We start from the raw sequence: 18,625 nt of genomic DNA, 5'->3' as shown, positions 1-18,625 counted from the left end.
GACTAAGCAGTGTGGGGCCTCGGCTACATGCTCGTTGCAACCTCAAACTAAAGCGTCACCTGTTGGACGCTCGAAAGTGACATTCAAGCCGCTTCCTCTGCTTTCCGTGTACACCGCGCGCAACGCCGTGGCTACAGGGTTCATCGGGTCTCTTGCGCTGCAACTCCCGCAACTCAATGCGCGAGTGAGCCTGGTGACACTCACGTTCGCTCTGGATTGCTGTGACCGTGAAGCGTAAGCACCTCGCGACGGCCGTCCGCAACGCGGCGCCCGCGTGAGGCATGATCGGGAATCGGGTTACGTGTCTGCAGACGCCGATGGGCCAGACTGCCGAGGCAGCTTCGTGGCCACGTTCCAGGGCAACAGTTCGTCGATACGGTTGATGGGATGGTCAGCGATATGGGTCAGTACGTATTCGAGGTAGGCGCGCGGGTTGATCCCGTTGAGCTTGCATGTGCTGATCAGACCGTACATCGCGGCTGCCCGCTCGCCTCCGCTGTCGGAGCCGGCGAACAGGAAGTTCTTGCGGCCCAGACTCACACAGCGCAGCGCGTTTTCGGCCAGGGCGTTGCTGATCTCAGCACGGCCCTCTTCGCAGTACAGCGCGAGCGCGTCCCACTGGTTGAGCGAGTAACGGATCGCTTTGGCAAGGTCGGATTTCTTCGACAGCGTCGCGAGCTTGTCCGTCATCCACGTCTTGATGGTCGCGAGCAGCGGCACGCTTTTCTCCTGCCGCACGCGCAGCCGTTCAGCAGCGGGTTTGCCACGGATATCCGCCTCGATGCCGTAAAGTCCACCGATCAGTTCGAGCACCTCTCGGGTCGCCTCGGTAGGCGTTCGGGCATGCACGTCGTATATGTACCGTCTCGCGTGGTCCCAGCATGCAGCTTCACGGATCTTGCCGCTCTCGTACAGTTCGTTGAAGCCACTGTAGGCGTCGGCCTGCAGGATGCCCTCGAATCCAGCGAGATGGGTCTGGGGGTGGATGCTTTTGCGGTCGGGCGAGTAAGCAAACCACACCGCGGCCGGTTCGGTCGAGCCCGAACGGGTGTCATCGCGCACATACACCCACAGTCGCCCGGTCCTTGTCTTCTTCTTGCCCGGCTCGAGCACCGGGATCGGCGTGTCATCCGCGTGCAGCTTCGACGGTGCCATCGTGTGGCGGCGCAGTGCCTCGGTCAGTGCATCGCAAAGGGCCTCGCACTGGCCGACCCAGCGGCCCATGCTGGCCGGATCGAGCTTCACGCCGTCGCGCGCGGCAATCTGCGACTGCCGGTACAACGGGGCGTGGTCAGCGTACTTCGAGACGACGATGTCGGCCAGCAGGCTCGGATGGGCGATGCTGCGCGTAATCGGCAGGCCGGGCATCGGCGGCTGCGAGAAGTGGTGGCCGCACGGACAGACCGTCTTGCGCCGGATCTCGCGCTGCCGCATTTCGGACACGTTGCGTCGGCGTCGAGTACGCGTTCTTCGCGTGGCAGATGCGGCGGCAGCGCTTCTTTCGGCGATGCGTTGCCCACAGGCGTGCTCGCGCTTGATTGGCGGGCGCGCCGCACATCAGAGACGCCGCGCTCGCCCGTCAAGTCCTCGAGCGCGGTTTCGAGCCGTGCAACCTCCCGGTCCAACTGCTCGGACTTGCGCCCGAATTGCATGCGCCTAAGCTTGTCGAGCTGCGCCTTGAGCTGCTCGATCTCCAGATCGCGCTCGGCAAGCTGGGCACGAGCCTCGACCAGCAAGGCTCGCAGAGTTTCAACATCGTCAGGAAGTTCGGCGCCGTTCGACATGCGGCGCATGTTTACGAGTCTTCTGCTCGGTTTACAACATCGACAGTGCAGCGGTGCGACGCGGCTGCCGCCAATCGATGCCTTCGAGCAACATCGACAATTGCGCCGCCGTCAGATGATCGGCCTGCGGCCAGACGAAGCGGCCCCGCTCAAGCCGCTTCGCAAGAAGCCAGAGCCCGTCCTCGGTCGCCCACATGACCTTCACCAGATCGCCGCGCCGGCCCCGGAAGATGAACACGTTGCCACCCAGCGGATTGTCCTCGAGCGCCGTCTGCACCTTCGCCGCCAGCCCCTGGAACCCGCAGCGCATGTCGGTGACGCCTGCCACCAGCCAGACGCGTGTGCCCGTGGGAACAGAGATCACGATCGCATGCTCCCCAGTACGACCCGTAGCGTATCGGCGTCGACGATGCCGTCCACCTTGACTACCACGTCACCGAACTTGGATCTCGATCGTCCCGGCTCGTGCAGTCCGGTTGCCGACGTCCCTTGCATCTGGGGGCATCGCCACTGCGGCGGCGTTTCATGGACCACCGCCACGGGAATCAGCGACGTCGTTTCCGCCTGCAATTGCTCGCGATAGCGACGCCGCCAGGTGAACAGCATATTTGCATTGATGCCATTGTCCCGCGCCAGCTTCGCGACCGATGCACCAGGCTCGCATGCAGCGGCCGCAAGCCGGCGTCGAAACTCGCGATCATAATTCAGGCGTCCCTTGCGGCTACCCGGCTTGGCTTCCGACTCTGTCACAGTGATGTCCATCAAATCGAAAATGATGGGCACCACTTTGATGTCGCTTCTCGCCGCCGTCAACGACGGTCGTCGTGAGGTGCTTACCGTGAAGCGATGAGCTGGGTGGCGACAACTGGTGGCCACAGTGGCGACGTGGTGCGTGACGTCATGCTGGCAGCCGTCGAGAAGCGCTTTGGCAACGTCTCGAAGGCACCGGCTGAAATTGAATGGCTGACGGGCAACGGCTCAGGCTACACAGCCGGAGAAAACCAGGACCGTTGCGTCTGACATTGGTTTGAAACCGTTGACCACACCGGTGTTCAGTCCGCAAAGTAACGGCATGGCAGAAAGCTTCGTGGAAACGATGAAGCGTGACGATGTCGCCTTCATGCCGAAGCCAGATGCCGCAACCGCAAATCGGGGAGCCGGTGGATCGGGATTTCGTCGACGTAGCAGCGCACGACGCTCGCCCGCACCATGCCGATAACTTCGCACAACGACACAACAACACACATCGTCGAATCGCACGCCTGGCTGTCGCGATTCCTTCCGATCCCATGGGCTTGTCCCACCGCGCTGCGCCGAGCCTGCTCGAAACGCGCAACCAGTTGGCAAGCGCCTTTCAATGGGTGACAGTACCTGCTCGGTTATTGCGCCGCTGCGCTGGCTTCGTCGAGCAGCTTCATGTCTTCGGAAGAAAGCTGCAAGTGAGTTGCTGCAGCCAACCCTTTCAGTTGCTCGACGGACGTCGCACTGGCAATCGGCGCCGTCACGCTCGGCCGCGCGATGATCCAAGCGATTGCCACCGTTGCAGGTGTCGTGTTGTTGCGCTTCGCGACTTCAACAAGAGCATCGATGATCCGTAACCCGCGGTCGTTGAAATACTTGTCCACAAGCGCGCTGCGCGCACCCTTCGCGGCGTCGGCCTTCGAACTGTACTTTCCGCTCAGGAAACCGCTTGCCAAGCTGAAGTAAGTAACCACCGCCAATTTGTGCGCCTGCACGACTGGCTCGAGATCGGTTTCGTAGCCCTCCCGATCGTAAAGGTTGTACTCCGGCTCAAGAACCTGATACGCCGGCAACCCCGATTCCTTTGATACCTTCAGTGCTGCCTCGAGCCGCTCGCCGCTGAAGTTCGACGCTCCGATCACGCGCACTTTCCCCGCCTCGATCAACCTCTGATATGCGCCGAGCGTCTCTTCGAGCGGCGTCTTGTCGTCGTCGATGTGGGAGAAATAGACGTCGATGTAATCGGTTTGTAGCCGGCGCAGCGACTCGTTGACGGCTGCCTCGATGTTCGCCGCCGACAGCCCTGGCCGCTTCTTCCACATGCCTACCTTGGTCGCGAGCACGATCTTTTCCCGCTTGCCGCTTTGCCTGAACCACTTGCCGATGATGGTCTCGGACTCGCCGCCCTGATTGCCCTTGGCCCAGTGCGAATAGCTGTCGGCGGTATCAATGAAGTTCAAGCCAAGGTCGACAAAGGCGTCGAGGATGGAAAACGACGTGCGCTCATCGGCTGTCCAGCCGAACACGTTGCCGCCAAAGACGAGGGGTGCGATTCGAAGATCCGACGTTCCAATGGTGTGTTGTTGCATTTTTTCTCTACTCTGAGACGTGGGTTGGAAACACTAAGGGTTCTGTCGCGGTAAGGCGATTTGGGTGAACGATAGCGATATGATGAGGCTTACTTACATCGCCAGCGAGTAGAATTGCCGGGCGGCCGATGGCTTGAGTTTGCGTGCGTCTTTCATCTGCCCTTTGGCGATCATATGCATGAGTTCGATGCCGCTCAACAAGATGCGGGCACAAGGGAAATCATGGAATCCCAACATGGGCCGGGTACGGCGCTTGATCGCCCGATGGCCTTGTTCCACGATATTTTTCAGATACTTGGCCTGGCGGATCTTGATGGGCGTCTCACGCTCGGCATTCACGGCATGTAGGCCGGCCAGATTGGCACCGCTCTCTTCACATAGGTTTCGTCCATCCGCCAGCGCTTGCCGACCGGGCGCTTGCAGCGGCGGAACGCCCTTTCAAGCACCGGCAGAAGCTTGATGGCCCACCGGTGCACGGTCGAATGATCGACCGCGCACCCCGTTCGGCCATCATCTTCTAGAGATTGCGCAAGCTGAGCGGGTAGGCCACGCACCAACGCACGCACACCAACATTATCTCGAGCTGATAGTGCAACCGCTTCAGCACTTTGGCTACCGTCGGACTCAGCGCTTTCATTGTCGTTCACATCATTCCGTAAGGTCCCGCAGCATGCCCGCCTCCGCTATTGCAACAGAACCTTCGAGAGCGCCCGGGCATGGAAATATGACCGACTTTTCTACAGCCGACGATAGCCGTGTAGACCTGCGATCCTTCAGGACGGCCGCAGGTCGATGTCGCCGCATCACCGCGACGCCTTGAGATAGGGCCCCAGCAGTGACAGGTCCGCAACTGAAAGACGATCGTGTGCGGTCTGCACCTGATGCCAGTACGGGTAGAGCAGGGGCGGCGCGCTCACCTTGTCGAGCCGTTCGCGCGTTTCGGCGCTCAGCCTGAGATTCGCCGCACCGAGGTTGTCGAGCAGTTGCTTCTCGTTGCGCCCGCCGATGATGACCGACGTGACGGCGGGGCGCCCGAGCGTCCATGCGAGCGCGACCTGAGCGGCGGAGACGTTCTGCTCGCTGGCGATCTCGACAAGTGTATCGACAATCGACCACAGTCGTTCGGCGTCGCGAATCGGCGGCTCCGTCCAGCCCGCGAGCTGACGCGTGCCCTCGGGTGTCGAGTCGCGGCGGTGCTTACCCGACAGCAAGCCGCCTGCGAGCGGGCTCCAGACGAGAATGCCCAAGCCTTGATCGAGCGCGATAGGCGCGAGTTCGTACTCCGCTTCACGTGCTTCGAGCGTGTAATGGATCTGCTGGCTCACGAAGCGCGACAGGCGATCGCGTTCGCTTACATGCAACGCTTTCATCAGGTGCCAGCCTGAGTAGTTCGAGCAGCCGACATATCGGACCTTGCCATGCCGGACCAGCAGCTCGAGCGCTTCAAGCGTTTCTTCGAGCGGTGTGAGTCCGTCCCATTCGTGCACCTGGTAGAGGTCGATCACATCGGTCTTGAGACGGCGCAAGCTCGCCTCGCAGGCTTCTATCAAATGATGCCGCGACAGGCCCCGGTCATTCGGGCCGTCACCCATGGGAAAGCGGGCTTTCGTCGCGATCAGCACGCCGCCTTTGCGCTTGCCGCCGAGCGCCTGGCCGACGATTTCCTCCGACGCACCGTTCGAATAGACGTCCGCCGTATCGATCAGGTTGACGCCCGCGTCGATGCACATGTCGATCTGGCGGCGCGCCTCGTCGAGGCTGACCTCCCCGACGCTGGCGAATTTGCCTTTGCCGCCCATCGTCATCGTGCCTAGCGTGATGGTCGACACCTTGAGGCCCGAACGGCCGAGTTGACGGTAGTCCATGATGAAGCAATCTCCATGTATGTTGCAAGGATTCACAGCCGGCGGGCGGTAGTTCAGTCCGATGGCGCCCGCATTGGGTGCCCAGTGTTCTTTGACGTGCCCAGGGATCCCACGATAACGGAGACTGAATTATCATGCCAATAGAAAGATGTGATTCAATCGTGCAATTTTTGTGATTAATCGTCTCTGCAAGAAAGAGTGCAAACGTGGATTTGAAGCAGCTGGAACATTTCGTGGCGGTCGCGGAAGAGCGACATTTCACGCGCGCGGCGCGGCGTCTGAACCTCGTGCAGTCCGGCTTGTCTGCGTCGATCCGCTCGCTGGAAGAAGACTTGGGCGGACCGTTGTTCAATCGCAGCACGAGGCGAGTCGCTTTGACGCCTGCCGGCGAAGTGCTGTTCGCCGAGGCGCAGCGGGTACTGGCTGCCGCGCGCGACGCGCGGCACGCCGTAACGCAGGTCCACGGGCTTGCACGCGGCAGGCTGAGTATCGGTGCGATTCACGGGCTCGCGCCTTTCGTCGACCTGCCCGCTTCTCTAGGACAGTTTCGGGCCGCGTTCGGTGGGATCGACATCGAATTGACACTGGACGGCTCGCGCGCATTGATCGACGGGGTGCGGGAGGGGCGCCTAGACCTCGCGTTCACACAGCCACCGGATACGCCGCTCGACGACCTCGGATCGCACATGTTCGCATGCGAAGGAATGGTCGTCGTCTGCGCGACACATCATCGGCTTGCGGGCGCCAGCGGGCTGGCGCTGGCCGATCTCGTCGACGAAACATTCGCCGACCTGCGCCCGGAGTGGAGCGTGCGGCGGCTCGTCGATCGGAGTTTTGCGGCGGCAGGACTGCAGCGCCAGACCAGCTTCGAGGTCAACGACATGCCGATGTTGCTTGAACTGGCCGCGCACGGGCTTGCGATCAGTATGGTGCCCGAATCGGTGGCCGCCGCAAGGGGGAGCAACACGCGCGGGGCGCCGGTCGCAACGGCGAGCCTGCGCGAAGCCGATGAGCCCTGCTGGGAACTCGCGGCGGTTTTTAGGGGAAGCGCCGGAGAACCGCTCATACCCGTCGCCCGTGCTTTCCTGGACTTGCTCAAATTGCCCGAGGTGGCGAACTGACGCTTGACTGGCACCGCACGGTACCGCGCATGCTTCGGACCACTCATCAGCGGGAGCGCCGTCGGTCACGCAAAAAAGTTCATGCTAGGATCGCCGACTCACTGTTCCAACGGATCGCGATCGCAGTCGCTGGTTGGCGTCGCGAATCCGGCACGCATCAACGAGGATTCTGATGACTCATTCTGCCCTGACCCCCGGCGCCGTCGCCGTGATCACCGGCGCCGCCGCCGGCATCGGCCTGGCTGCTGCCAAACGCTTTGCGCAGCTTGGGCTGCGCATCTGCATTGCCGACCTCGGCGCCGACCGCCTCGCGCGGGCGGTGGAGGAAATCGCCGCGCTGAGCGCAAACGGTACGCAAGACGTCTTTGCGGTTGAGACCGACGTCAGTGTCGCCGACGATGTTCGCCGCCTGCACGCAACCGTCGTCGAACGCTTCGGCGGAACAGATGTATTGATGAACAATGCCGGCATTCAGCCCGGCAGCGGCATGTTCGGTCCAACCGCGAACTGGGAGCGCGTGCTGGGTGTCAACCTGTGGGGCGTGATCCACGGCACGCAGGTCTTCGTGCCGGGCATGATCAAGCGCGGCCGTCCGGGGCTCGTGATCAATACCGGTTCAAAGCAAGGCATCACGACGCCGCCGGGCGACCCCGCATACAACGTTGCGAAGGCCGGTCTGAAAGCATTCACCGAAGCGCTGCAGCACGAACTGCGCAATACCGCCGACGGCCGGATCAGCGCTCATCTGCTGATTCCCGGCTTCGTGTTCACGGAACTCACACGGAACGGCCGTGTGGAAAAGCCCGCCGCCGCATGGACGCCCGAGCAGACCGTCGATTTCATGTTCGAGCGTCTCGACGCCGGCGACTTCTACATACTGTGTCCCGACAACGACGTGCCGCGTTCGCTCGACGAACGGCGCATTCTATGGGCGGCGGGCGATATCGTCGAGAACCGGCCCGCGTTGTCGCGCTGGCATCCGGACTACGCCACGGCATTCGAAGCGTTCATCAAGCAGCCCCGCTGACTCAAGGGCCAGCACCATGTGGCAGCAAAGCGAAACCTATCCCGATCCCGCAGTGGAAGTGCTCGATCCGCGCTTCCTCAAATACCGGATCACGAGCGCGGCGGTCGAGCGGCTTGCGACTGGCATGCGCTTCGGCGAAGGACCGGTGTGGTTCGGCGACGGCCGCTTCCTGCTGTGGAGCGACATTCCGAACAACCGCATCATGCGGTGGGACGAGGAATCCGGCGCGACTTCGATATTTCGCAAGCCCTCCGGGTACGCGAACGGCAATACACGGGACCGCCAGGGGCGGCTCATCACCTGCGAGCACGGCAACCGGCGCGTGACGCGCACCGAATACAACGGCACGCTGACCGTGTTGCTCGACCGCTTCGACGGCAAGCGGCTGAACTCGCCAAACGACGTGGTCGTGAAGAGCGACGGCAGCATCTGGTTTACCGATCCGCCGTTCGGCATCTCTAACAACTATGAGGGTGTCAAGGCTGAGCCCGAGCTGCCGACCAACGTCTACCGCCTCGACCCGGCCACCGGCCGGGCGGAGGTGGTCGCCGGCGACATCGTCAATCCGAACGGCATCTGCTTCTCGCCCGACGAACGCCGCCTCTACATCGTCGAATCGGGCTCGAAGCCAAGGCGCATCCGTGTGTACGATGTCGAGGACGGTCGGCGCCTCGTGCACGGACGCGTATTCGTCGATGCGGGCGAGAACGGCGCGCCAGACGGTTTCCGTTGCGACACGGACGGTAACCTGTGGGCCGGTTGGGGCACCGGCCCGGGACTGAACGGTGTGATGGTATTCGCGCCGGACGGCAGCGCGATTGGCCGCATCGCCCTGCCCGAACGCTGCGCGAACGTCTGCTTCGGCGGCGCAGCGCACAACCGGCTGCTCATGGCGGCCGGGCAGTCACTGTATGCGCTATACGTCGATACGGCTGCGGCGGTCGCAACCTGAGCGCGCCGGCGGATTACGTCCGCGCCCGGTCGGCGGTGCCACCGCGCACGGGGCGGTGATGATGTGGATTCGTGCGAATTAGGACGTGCGCTGGCGCTCGCTGAACGGAATGCCGCCTCTTGACTTGGAGTCTGCTGGAGATTCCACGATCTGCACGACAACCTGTTCAGCGAGGACACCGAGGCTGTCAACCACAGCTTTGGTAATCCCCGTCATCAGCGCTTTCTTTTGCTCGGGTGAGCGCCCTGCTACTGCGTAAACAACGACTTCCGGCATGACGTACTCCAGTGGATTGGCAAGGAACTGCAGGCGCAATCATAGCGTCACTGGACGGCGTGTGCTCAAGCCTGGCCGCCGAAGCCAACATACGCCTGAAACTGATTCCCGGCGATTTTTCAGCGGCTCAAGCGGCCGCGGTCGGTGGCAAGTTCCAGCTGATCTTGCAGCCGTGGTCAGGACGCGTCGAGGTATTGTCAAGTTGGCACCGGGGTCGACGAATATATGGGGCATCAAGAAAGCTTCCGTTTCCGTTTTGCTGTCGGCCGAGGCGCCGATCTCGTTCAAGGGCTATCGATTTCCGCCGGACATCATCAGCTACGCGGTGTGGCTGTACTACCGGTTCCCGCTCAGCCGGCGCATGGTTGAGGAGATGCTGGCGGCACGGGGAATCGAGCTTATGTACGAAACGGTGCGGTGCTGGGCGACGAAGTTCGGTCTGGCGGTCGCGAAGCGTCAAGTTGACAATACCGCTCGTACATATCGCGGATCATTGACCGACTCAACGCTGTTAGCTCGTTGTGTTCGTCGTCAATAATCGCCGGAAGCTGCTGCCGTACTTTCAACGCTGTTTGTGCAATGACCGCACCGTATTCGGCCACCGCTTTCCGGCTGCAGTCATCAGTTGCGCAGTGCGTTGGCATTCCGCCTTCAACGGGAAGTTTTCCAGCTAGTTGTCGCCTCGACGTTTGGAATTCAGGCTGCTTTTAACTCCTGGTTATGAGATTGTCGAATGTCGACGGTCGGCTCAGCCCGATCGGGATTGAGGTGCACGACATGAACGCGCGCTGCCAGTCCCGCGTGGCACCTTTCCATCGTAGCGGATGACGTTCGCGCGAACCTCGTAGAGCGCTGTGCGGCGCTCGAGGATGTCCTGAGCAAGATTGGCATGGCGCTGGGCCGGTGTCACGAAGCGGATCGCACTGTGGCGGTGTTCGTGGTTGTACCAGTGCACCAGTTCTGCAACCCAGGTGCGGGCTGCGAACGGGGTATCGAATGCCTCTAACGGATACCCACACACCTAATCACATTGATGTCTCAACCCCTGGACATTGGCCTGGTACCGACGGTTTTCTGGTGCTCCACGTGAGCCAGGGGCGAAGGCCAGGACACCGGCATCCGCCCAGCTTGGAGCGACCTTCGCCGAGTCGCCCGTGGAGGCAAATCCCTAACTCCGGTTAAATGGACAGCCCAGAGTCACGTAATTGCGCCGCCCCGGCCCGGTCGCTGTAGGCTTTTTTCGACTGTTGCGTCACATCCGACCTACTTTTTCAGGTTCAGTCAGAACCAATGCGCTGCCCGCCAATTCTGTGGCTGACGACGCGGCCTTGGGCGGGCATAGTTGGGCCGGGAGGATTCCGGTTGCGAACTCGTGAGACTGTTCCTGCCTGATCGACGCAAATTCTCGAGCGCCTGATTTGCCAGCGAGAGCCCTTGAGTGGATGGTCGGACCCAACATATCCAACAAAACCAACAAAACCAATAAAACGCGCTTGACACCAGTTTTTGTCCAACCTGTAATGCATCCAACCAGCCAATGCGCTGTCCCATTCAGGATTTAGGATGAAATACGAGTCAAAATGCGTCTCTGCACCGACGGTTCTTGATGCCGCTGATCGGATCAGGAACGGCAGCCTGACGCCGGGTGAGTTGATAGCGCACAGCCTGAAAGCGATAGAAACCCACAATCCCACATTGAACGCATTCGGCGACATCTACGCCGAAACGGCGGCGGCTGAGGCCGAAACGTTGACGCTCGAAGCCTCCCGCGGCTGTTTTAGAGGGCCACTGCATGGCATTCCGTTCGGCGTCAAGGACCTGTTTTCGACCGCTGGTCTGCGGACGACGCGGGGTTCGCTGACCGCGCTCGACTATGTGCCGTCGGATGATGCGCCGATTATCCGACGCCTGAAGGATGCGGGGGCGATCATCGTCGGCAAGACCGCGACGACTGAGTTCGGTTGGAGCGGCGCGAGCCTGTCGCGCGTATTCGGCAACGGCCGCAATCCCTGGAACCCACAACTCACGAGCGGCGGCTCCAGTTCGGGTTCGGCAATCGCGGTCGCCGCACGGATGGTGCCCGCGTCGCTCGGCTCGGACGGTGGCGGTTCGGTAAGGATTCCCAGTGCGTTTTGTGGCACGTTCGCGCTCAAGGGCTCGCTCGGCCGGATTCCGACGTGGCCTTGGTCGGCGACCGAAATGCTCAGCCATGCCGGTCCGATCACACGGACGGTGCGCGACAGCGCGCTGCTGTTCGACGTGCTATCCGGTCCCGACCCACGCGATCACCAGGCGTTGCCAGCACCGACTGAAACGTTCCTCGCGCGTTGCGATTCGCCGCTGCGGCCGCTGCGCGTCGCGTTTTGTCCGACGCTGTTCAACGTTGACGTCGATCCGGCTGTTGCGGCAGCAGTTGAAGCGGCGGTCAATCAGATTGCGCGGACGCTGCCAGTCACGATTGATATGCCCGCGCTCGAATGGCATGACCCGTTGCCGACGTTCGAGGCCCTATGGGTCGGCGGCCGCGGAATCGTGTACGGCAAGTCGCTTGCCAATCGCAAGGAGGAGCTCGAACCGGGCTTCGCGACGCTAATCGAACGTTCTGCGGACTACGATCTGGCCGGCTATCTGACCGCGGTCCAGCAGCGCGCGGCGTTCGCTTGCAAAGTCCACAAGCTGTTCGAGCGCTTCGATCTGCTGCTGACGCCAACGCTGCCAATTCTTCCGTTCGACGCGGACCGGATTGCGCCATCTGACCTCGATGGCGTCGACGACACCGCGGTGCCGTGGGCGCGCTGGACACCGTTCACGTACCCATTCAATCTGTCCGGCAACCCAGCGGCGAGCGTGCCGTGCGGCTGGAGTCCGTCAGGTTTGCCAATCGGCTTGCAGGTCATCGGGCCGCGCTTCGCAGATGGCGACGTGCTGCAGTTCTGCGCGGCGTTCGAGGCAATTGCGCCGTGGGAACATCGGCTGCCGCCGTTGCTCGTCGGCTAGGAGCGTACCGTGACGATCTGCAATTTCGACGCACATCAAGTCGGTGCCTGGCCAGAACGGCGCGCGCTGATGGCACCGCCGAGACCTGTGCTCCAGCAACAGACGAAGTTGCGAGTGGCGCAACGTCTCGACGCGGACGATGCCACGCCGACGCACCACCGCCTGTTGGCACAATCCGGGCGCTGCCACCGCGTGATCCGAACGCGCGGCAAACCTCGTTACACTGGTTGCTTCCCTGTACGCCGGACTCATCTACCTATGCTGAATCAGCCTCGCCTCGAAGAAATCATGCGTTTTCTGAGCCAGCAGAAACGCGTGAAGGCCGCCGACCTCGCTACGCAGCTGGTCGTCTCCGAAGAAACGATTCGCCGCGACTTCAAATATCTCGAAGAACTCGGCAAGTTGCGTCGCGTTCACGGCGGCGCGATCCTGCCGCGGCTTAACGAGGAGCAACCGCTGCAGGTCCGCAACCGGATCAGGACACAGGCGAAAGCGAAGATTGCCGAATGCGCAAGCGGCCTCGTGCAGGAGGGAATGGCGCTGTTCCTCGACACCGGCACGACAACACTCGCACTCGCGCATCAGCTGACAAGCTTCAGCCAGTTGCGAGTCGTCACGAACTCGCTCGACATTGCGCAACTGTTGACGCAGCAGAGCGACAACCACGTGCTCGTCACACCAGGCGACGTCCGTCGTAACGACAACGCATTGATCGGCCCGCACACGCTCGAATTCGCCCGTCAGTTCCATTACGACATCGCCTTTATGGGCATTGGCGCGGTCGATCTGAAGCTCGGGCTGATGGATTACGAAGAATCCGAAGCCATGCTGCGCAGAACGCTTGTTGTGCATTGCGTGCGTAGCGTCGTGCTCGCCGACGATGGCAAGTTTGGCCATCGCACGTTCATCAACACACTACCGTTCGACGCGATCGCGACGCTCGTCACAAACCGCCCGCTGTCGGCCGACTACATAGACCGCCTGGAACAAGCTCATGTCGATATCGTCCATCCCTGAACTGGTTCAACCCAACGCCGATGAGTTGCGCGCGTTCGACGCGCTGTTCAGCGCAAGCTCCGCGATTGGCGCGACGCCGGCCGGCGGTCTGCATCGGCTCGCGGCGTCGGCCCAGGACGGACAGGTTCGTGATCTGTTCCGCATCTGGCTCGACGAGCACGGTTTCGATGTGCACATCGATGCAATCGGCAACGTCTTCGGGCTTGTGACTTTGACGCCGGGCGCGCCGTACGTGTTGTGCGGGTCGCATCTCGACAGCCAGCCGAGCGCCGGCCGCTTTGACGGTGTATACGGCGTGCTTGCCGGCGCGACCGCGATCGTCGGCATCGCGCAGAGGCTTCGCGCGAGTGGTCACCGTGCGCCATGCAATCTGGCGGTCGTTGACTGGACCAACGAAGAAGGCGCGCGTTTCCAGCCGAGCCTGACGGGTAGCAGCGTGTTCACCGGCGCGATGTCGCTCGACGACGCGTGGGCATGCGAGGACCGGCAAGGCGTCACGCTGAAGAGTGCGTTGGAGCAGATTGGCTATCTCGGCGATGCGATGCTCGATCTGTCTATTGCCGCATATGTCGAGATGCACGTCGAGCAGGCGTCGAATCTCGAGCGCGAGGGGCTCGCAATTGGCGTGGTCCGCGAGACGTGGGCCGCATTGAAATGGCGAGTGCGCTTCGACGGCGAGCAGAATCACACCGGCCCTACACCGATGGCCGACCGGCGCGATGCATTGCTGGCGGCAGCGCACACGATCGCCGCGGTCCATGCGGAAGCCGTGCGGCACGGCGCGCAAATGCACAGTTCGGTTGGCCGCCTCGACGTATATCCGAATTCGCCGAACGTCGTGCCGTCGAGGACGATACTACACATTGAATTCCGTTCGCCGTCCACTGCGCTGCTGGACGGCACTGCAACATGCTTCGAGGCGACGTTGCGGAATATCGCTGAACAGACCGGCACGCGCATCGAGATCGAAAGCCGCCAGCTTCGCGCCCCGCTGAAGCTGCATGATGGCCTGTCGCGACTTGCCCACGACGTCAGCCTCGAACTCGACTTGCCAGCGGGCGATAGCGTCACCGTCGCCGGCCACGATGCGATTAGCATGAGTCGCGTCACGCCGACGTGCCTGCTGTTCGTACCTAGTCGCGGGGGCGTCTCGCACAACGAAGCCGAGTACACCGCTGATGCCGATCTGCACAACGGCCTGCGTCTGTTGAGCGCGTTGCTGGAGCGCATCTGCACTGAATCGTCGAGCTACCTTTGAGGACGATGATGCTGACGGAATCGCCTGAATCCCTTCGATTGCTCGACGCGCTGCATGCAGTAGGGCTAGGCAACGACGCGCAGGTTGGGCACGGTACCGGAGCAGTCGCGTCGCCGACGCGGCTCGCGACCGAATGGGCCGGCTTCGTCGTCGCGGTGGGCGCTCAATCGTGGTATGCGAAAGTGCTGCACGACGATATGAAAGAATTGATCGACGTTGCGCGGACCGTCGACGCGAGCCGCTGTGCGGCACAAGCGGAAGCAACGGTCGCGCTGCGCATCGTTGATATGCAGCGCGGCGTGCTGCTGTTCGATCGATTGGAGGCCTCCGAATGGCGCTGGGCGCGCGTTGACGATCTGGCGTCACCCGAGCGTCTCGACGCGCTGTGGGCGGCGAAGCGGCAAGTGCATGACGGTCCAGCGCCCATGTTTGTCTCGTCTCCGATGGACGACATCGCCCGACTTCGGGCGCTGTGTCGACGTGATGCGGTGGAATTGCCGATCGACGGGTTGCGGACCGATGACTGCATAGATCGTGCATGGAATGCGTTGCAGGCATCGGACGTAGAGGTCGTGCCACTGCACGGTGACGGCCTTGCGAGCAACGTGATGGTTGGCCCGCAAGGCGAACTCAAGCTGATCGATTTCGATTACGGTGGCTGCGGCGACCCTTGGTACGACGTGGCTATCACGCTGAACGAGTTGTATCAGTTCGAGCCGCAATGGCGGGAGGGTATCGTGCGCTGGGCTGGCCGTTGCGACGAAGCCGACTACGCGCGTTGCCGTCTGTATGCGCTTGTCAACGACTGGTACTGGACACTGTGGGGATTGTGGCTAGGCACGACGTCACCGCGCCGTCTCGAATTCACGAAACTCGCTCAATGGACTTCGTTGCGCTGCCGACAAGGCATTCAGGACGCGCGCTTCGAAGGCTGGCTTCGTCTGCTGAAGGGATGATTCGATGAAAGCACTCGGTCAGGCTCAGACCCATCATGAACACGAGATTGAAGCTGCGATTCGTGAATTGCCTGCATGGAAAGGGTACGATATTCGCTACGCACCGGTAGGTGGCGGCATCTCGAACACGAACTGGCGCGTCGAAGTCGACGGCGCGCAGACTGCGTATTTTTTCAAAGTGCCGGGTCAGGGCACAGAGATGTTTATCGACCGCCGCACTGCACACGAAGCGAGCGTGAAGGCCGCGATAACCGGCTACGGCGCGCCGGTGTTCGCGTTCCTCGAGGACCTGGGCGTCGAGGTGTTCGAGTTCATGGAAGGCTGGCGCGCGTCGTCAAACCTCGACTTCCTCGAGCGTGAGGTCCGGCACAACGCATTGCGTGCACTGAAGGCGTTCAATGATCAGCCGGTGCTCGCTCAGACGAAGACCATGTTTGACATGATCGACGAACATCAGCAGCAGGTCGAAGCGTTGCACGCGGTTAAACCCCCGGATCACGACTGGCTGTGCCAGCAATACCGTCGTGCCCGTGCGGCGCTCGAAGCGTCGGGTCTGGATCTCGCGCCCTGCATGAACGATACCCTCGCCGGCAACTTCATGCTGAACGATGCGCGCGAGATTCGCCTGGTCGATTTCGAGTACGCGTCGAACAACGACCGGCATTACGAGCTCGCCCTGTGGTTCGGCGAGATGTTCTTCGCGCCTAGGATGGAACTCGCGTTGCTCGAGGACTATTTCGGTCGCGTGACGCCCCAGGTCGTCGCGCGTGTGCAGTTGAACAAGGCGCTCGCCGATCTGAAATGGTCGACGTGGGCGATGGTGCAGCGTGCGGTGTCGCGGCTCGATTTCGATTTCTATAAGTACGGGTTCTGGAAACAGATGCGCGCTCGCATCGTCTTTCAGGATCCGCAGTGGGAAACATGGCTGAGGCAGGCGTGAAGAGACTAGGCGCTTGAAAACAGCTCCGTGCATAAACTGGTTCTGCGCCGACGCTTGAGCTCGACGACCTATTGAGAACCCGATTTCATTTTCAGGATGGGAAGGCATTATGGTTATTAAGGAATCCAGAGCGAAATTTAAAGCGATTGGCCGCGTCCGGGCGGATCTGACGCCATCTTCGGTCCGGCACGCCGAAGGCGGTGCCTATCGGCTGGGCGCGCGAGATGACAGCGCGTTCCATTCGTGTCCCTCAACCCGCCGCTCGCGAGGAGCCGATCATGGCTGAATCGATCCAAAGCTCGATGCCGAATTCGAAGAAGATTGTATTCGGCATCTATTTCTTCCTGCTTCTTCTGATGGCGCTGTGTCCGCCGTTCTATCTAGGCGTCAGCGGCAGTAAGCAACTCGTGCTCGGCGTACCGCTGCCGATCTTCTACTGGATCGCGAACGCGGTCCTGGTCGGGCTCGGCATATGGGCGCTGTACGTGGCCGAAGGCGTGTCCGGCGAACTCGCCAACGAAGGAGAACCGACATGACCCACTTCACGAATCCCGGCAACCCGGTCGTCACGTTCGGCATGATCGTCGTGTTTCTCGTTGCGATGATCGCGGTTCTGTATGCGACCAACCGCCGGAGCACAAGCTTCTCCGACTATGCCGTCGGCGGCCGCTCGTACGGCCCGTGGTTCGTCGCGATGAGCTACACGAACTCGTGGTGGCCCGGCTCGACGTTCACCGCGTTCTTCGCACTGTCGGTCGGCGGCGTGCTCGGTTTCTACGGGATGGTCTACGCGACGCTCGGCGTGACCGCGATGTATCTGATGGCAAACCGGGCGTGGTCGTGGGGCCGGCAGTTCAACCTGACGACGCAGCCGGACCTCCTCGGCATGCGCTACAACAGCCCGGTCGTCAAGCGAATCGCGTCGATCATCGGGATCATCTCGGTGTTTCCGTGGGTCGTGATGGGGATCCAGGCGCTCGCGACGTTATTCCAGTTCGCAACGTTCGGCCAGTGGACCGTGACGGCTTGCCTGACTGCTGGTGTTGTGATTGTACTGATCCGCCAGTACTGGACCGTCAGCATGGGGATGCGGGGGCTGATCATGACCGACATGTTCCAGGGGCTGATTGCGTACGTGCTGTGCGCGGTGCTGTGCATCCTGTTGCTATTCGGCAACCGCGCGTCATTCTCGCACCTGTCGCAACTGCCGGCGAAGATGCTGCTGATTCCCGGCGACGCGCGTACCGGTTACGGTCCTTGGTACATGTTCAGCCTGATCTTCACCGGTGTGATCGGCTCAATGTGCTGGCCGATGAGCTTCCAGCGGATCTATACGGCGAGCGGCGTAAGGGCCGTCAAGAAGGGCACGCTGCTGACGATGCTGCTGGTTGGCGGCTTCTATTGCATCCTGATGCTGTTCGCGGCTGCCGCGAGTCAGGACCCGAACGTAGCCGCACAGCCGCAGCACGGTTGGTTCGTCGCACTCGCCGATATCGGCGGCTCGTGGCTTCTCGCGGTGGCAATCGTGATTGTGCTTGCGGCGAGCATCGGCCATGTCGACGGTTGTGTGCAGGTCTGCGGCACGCAGTTCGCCAACGACCTCGCGACGTGGAATACGCCGCGCACCGATCGCCAGTTGATGGTGTTGTCCAAGGCGGGCATGGTCGTGTTCATCGTCGCAGCGGCGATCCTTGCATATCTGACTTTCGACTACAGCCGACTGCAATTACTCGCGCAGATTTCATATCAAGGGATCATCCAGCTTGCGGTCCCGCTGTTCTTCGGCATCTTCACGCGGCGTGGCAACAAGCAGGGCGCGATTGCGGGAATGCTGGTGGGCATTGCAATCGCGATCGTGCTGACTTCCGTCTATCCGGACGACATCCGCGCGCTCGGTTCGCTGACCAGCGGGATTGTCGGGCTCGCAGCGAACTTCGTCGTGTTCGTCGTGTTTGCGTTAGCGATCAAGCCGTCGACCGACGAGATCGCCCGGCTCGACCGGCTGTTCGCGAAGCCTGTGCGCGGCCGCGCACCTTCGACGGTCGCCGTACCGGTAACACATTAAGGAAAAGCGGCCGCGGCGGCCGGCATGGATCTCGCAT

The 18,625-nt window shown here is 61.7% G+C and carries 15 protein-coding genes and 4 pseudogenes; 12 read left to right on the top strand and 7 right to left on the bottom strand.

Going from position 1 to position 18,625, the window contains the following annotated elements; all coding sequences use genetic code 11:
* Positions 1-297: 297 nt before the first annotated feature.
* The 3 genes and pseudogenes from tnpC to tnpA form a co-directional block, all read right to left on the bottom strand.
* Positions 298-1,784: pseudogene (gene tnpC / locus OKW40_RS25575) on the bottom strand (IS66 family transposase).
* 31 nt (positions 1,785-1,815) lie between these two features.
* A complete protein-coding gene (gene tnpB / locus OKW40_RS25570; protein WP_184068849.1) occupies positions 1,816-2,148 on the bottom strand; it encodes an IS66 family insertion sequence element accessory protein TnpB in 333 nt (110 codons plus the stop codon).
* Positions 2,145-2,597 carry an IS66-like element accessory protein TnpA gene (tnpA, locus tag OKW40_RS25565; protein ID WP_429353528.1) on the bottom strand — a complete coding sequence of 151 codons (453 nt, stop codon included), beginning with the start codon at positions 2,595-2,597 and terminating at the stop codon, positions 2,145-2,147. The genes tnpB and tnpA overlap by 4 nt, the downstream gene beginning before the upstream one ends.
* A gap of 24 nt (positions 2,598-2,621) precedes the next feature.
* Here tnpA and OKW40_RS25560 point away from each other — a divergent pair.
* Positions 2,622-2,937, top strand: a pseudogene (locus OKW40_RS25560) (IS3 family transposase); the annotation flags it as partial.
* 226 nt (positions 2,938-3,163) lie between these two features.
* Here the strand turns inward: OKW40_RS25560 and OKW40_RS25555 are convergent.
* The 3 genes and pseudogenes from OKW40_RS25555 to OKW40_RS25545 form a co-directional block, all read right to left on the bottom strand.
* Positions 3,164-4,114, bottom strand: a complete 951-nt coding sequence (locus OKW40_RS25555; protein ID WP_429402986.1) for an aldo/keto reductase — start codon at positions 4,112-4,114, stop codon at positions 3,164-3,166.
* A 93-nt stretch (positions 4,115-4,207) separates the two neighbouring features.
* A pseudogene (locus tag OKW40_RS25550) lies at positions 4,208-4,751 on the bottom strand (IS6 family transposase).
* Positions 4,752-4,917: 166 nt separating this feature from the next.
* Complete coding sequence (locus OKW40_RS25545; protein ID WP_184068846.1) at positions 4,918-5,979, bottom strand: aldo/keto reductase; 1,062 nt, start codon at positions 5,977-5,979, stop codon at positions 4,918-4,920.
* 206 nt (positions 5,980-6,185) lie between these two features.
* On the opposite strand from OKW40_RS25545, the gene OKW40_RS25540 reads away from it, so the two are divergent.
* From OKW40_RS25540 to OKW40_RS25530, 3 genes are all read left to right on the top strand, one after another.
* Positions 6,186-7,100: a LysR family transcriptional regulator gene (locus OKW40_RS25540; protein ID WP_184068843.1), complete on the top strand. Its 915-nt coding sequence runs from the start codon at positions 6,186-6,188 to the stop codon at positions 7,098-7,100.
* A gap of 172 nt (positions 7,101-7,272) precedes the next feature.
* Positions 7,273-8,127, top strand: a complete 855-nt coding sequence (locus OKW40_RS25535) for an SDR family NAD(P)-dependent oxidoreductase (protein ID WP_429492293.1) — start codon at positions 7,273-7,275, stop codon at positions 8,125-8,127.
* Positions 8,128-8,143: 16 nt separating this feature from the next.
* The gene (locus tag OKW40_RS25530) at positions 8,144-9,079 is read left to right on the top strand and encodes an SMP-30/gluconolactonase/LRE family protein (RefSeq protein WP_429492291.1); all 936 of its coding nucleotides are present in this window, start codon (positions 8,144-8,146) and stop codon (positions 9,077-9,079) included.
* Positions 9,080-9,157: 78 nt separating this feature from the next.
* On the opposite strand, the gene OKW40_RS25525 is transcribed toward OKW40_RS25530, so the two are convergent.
* Complete coding sequence (locus OKW40_RS25525; protein WP_184068834.1) at positions 9,158-9,355, bottom strand: tautomerase family protein; 198 nt, start codon at positions 9,353-9,355, stop codon at positions 9,158-9,160.
* Positions 9,356-9,611: 256 nt separating this feature from the next.
* Here OKW40_RS25525 and OKW40_RS25520 point away from each other — a divergent pair.
* From OKW40_RS25520 to OKW40_RS25485, 8 genes and pseudogenes are all read left to right on the top strand, one after another.
* A pseudogene (locus tag OKW40_RS25520) lies at positions 9,612-9,812 on the top strand (IS6 family transposase); the annotation flags it as partial.
* A 1,106-nt stretch (positions 9,813-10,918) separates the two neighbouring features.
* Positions 10,919-12,352: an amidase gene (locus OKW40_RS25515; RefSeq protein WP_429353530.1), complete on the top strand. Its 1,434-nt coding sequence runs from the start codon at positions 10,919-10,921 to the stop codon at positions 12,350-12,352.
* A gap of 258 nt (positions 12,353-12,610) precedes the next feature.
* Positions 12,611-13,369: a DeoR/GlpR family DNA-binding transcription regulator gene (locus OKW40_RS25510; protein WP_429291300.1), complete on the top strand. Its 759-nt coding sequence runs from the start codon at positions 12,611-12,613 to the stop codon at positions 13,367-13,369.
* Positions 13,347-14,627 carry a Zn-dependent hydrolase gene (locus tag OKW40_RS25505; protein WP_429492289.1) on the top strand — a complete coding sequence of 427 codons (1,281 nt, stop codon included), beginning with the start codon at positions 13,347-13,349 and terminating at the stop codon, positions 14,625-14,627. The genes OKW40_RS25510 and OKW40_RS25505 overlap by 23 nt, the downstream gene beginning before the upstream one ends.
* A 5-nt stretch (positions 14,628-14,632) precedes the next feature.
* On the top strand, positions 14,633-15,583 hold the full coding sequence (locus OKW40_RS25500) for an aminoglycoside phosphotransferase family protein (protein WP_260321469.1): 951 nt from the start codon (positions 14,633-14,635) through the stop codon (positions 15,581-15,583).
* A 4-nt stretch (positions 15,584-15,587) separates the two neighbouring features.
* Positions 15,588-16,523, top strand: coding sequence for a choline kinase family protein (locus OKW40_RS25495; protein ID WP_184068822.1), 936 nt, complete (start codon positions 15,588-15,590; stop codon positions 16,521-16,523).
* A 278-nt stretch (positions 16,524-16,801) separates the two neighbouring features.
* Positions 16,802-17,059, top strand: coding sequence for a hypothetical protein (locus OKW40_RS25490; protein WP_184068819.1), 258 nt, complete (start codon positions 16,802-16,804; stop codon positions 17,057-17,059).
* Positions 17,056-18,588: a sodium:solute symporter family protein gene (locus OKW40_RS25485; protein WP_429492287.1), complete on the top strand. Its 1,533-nt coding sequence runs from the start codon at positions 17,056-17,058 to the stop codon at positions 18,586-18,588. Before OKW40_RS25490 ends, OKW40_RS25485 begins: the two co-directional genes overlap by 4 nt.
* The last annotated feature ends 37 nt before the right edge of the window (positions 18,589-18,625 follow it).

The sequence above is a fragment of the Paraburkholderia sp. RAU6.4a genome (genome assembly GCF_050435625.1).
Classification (GTDB): Bacteria; Pseudomonadota; Gammaproteobacteria; order Burkholderiales; family Burkholderiaceae; genus Paraburkholderia; species Paraburkholderia tuberum.
Note: the sequence above shows the minus strand (reverse complement) of the source record. Positions and strands in the feature narration are given on the sequence as shown.

Excerpts from the sequence above, each read along its gene's own strand:
- OKW40_RS25555 (WP_429402986.1), bottom strand. The coding sequence starts at position 4,114 with ATGCAACAACACACCATTGGAACGTCGGATCTTCGAATCGCACCCCTC.
- OKW40_RS25545 (WP_184068846.1), bottom strand. The coding sequence starts at position 5,979 with ATGGACTACCGTCAACTCGGCCGTTCGGGCCTCAAGGTGTCGACCATC.
- OKW40_RS25535 (WP_429492293.1), top strand. The coding sequence starts at position 7,273 with ATGACTCATTCTGCCCTGACCCCCGGCGCCGTCGCCGTGATCACCGGC.
- OKW40_RS25530 (WP_429492291.1), top strand. The coding sequence starts at position 8,144 with ATGTGGCAGCAAAGCGAAACCTATCCCGATCCCGCAGTGGAAGTGCTC.
- OKW40_RS25525 (WP_184068834.1), bottom strand. The coding sequence starts at position 9,355 with ATGCCGGAAGTCGTTGTTTACGCAGTAGCAGGGCGCTCACCCGAGCAA.
- OKW40_RS25515 (WP_429353530.1), top strand. The coding sequence starts at position 10,919 with ATGAAATACGAGTCAAAATGCGTCTCTGCACCGACGGTTCTTGATGCC.
- OKW40_RS25510 (WP_429291300.1), top strand. The coding sequence starts at position 12,611 with ATGCTGAATCAGCCTCGCCTCGAAGAAATCATGCGTTTTCTGAGCCAG.
- OKW40_RS25505 (WP_429492289.1), top strand. The coding sequence starts at position 13,347 with ATGTCGATATCGTCCATCCCTGAACTGGTTCAACCCAACGCCGATGAG.
- OKW40_RS25500 (WP_260321469.1), top strand. The coding sequence starts at position 14,633 with ATGATGCTGACGGAATCGCCTGAATCCCTTCGATTGCTCGACGCGCTG.
- OKW40_RS25495 (WP_184068822.1), top strand. The coding sequence starts at position 15,588 with ATGAAAGCACTCGGTCAGGCTCAGACCCATCATGAACACGAGATTGAA.
- OKW40_RS25490 (WP_184068819.1), top strand. The coding sequence starts at position 16,802 with ATGGCTGAATCGATCCAAAGCTCGATGCCGAATTCGAAGAAGATTGTA.
- OKW40_RS25485 (WP_429492287.1), top strand. The coding sequence starts at position 17,056 with ATGACCCACTTCACGAATCCCGGCAACCCGGTCGTCACGTTCGGCATG.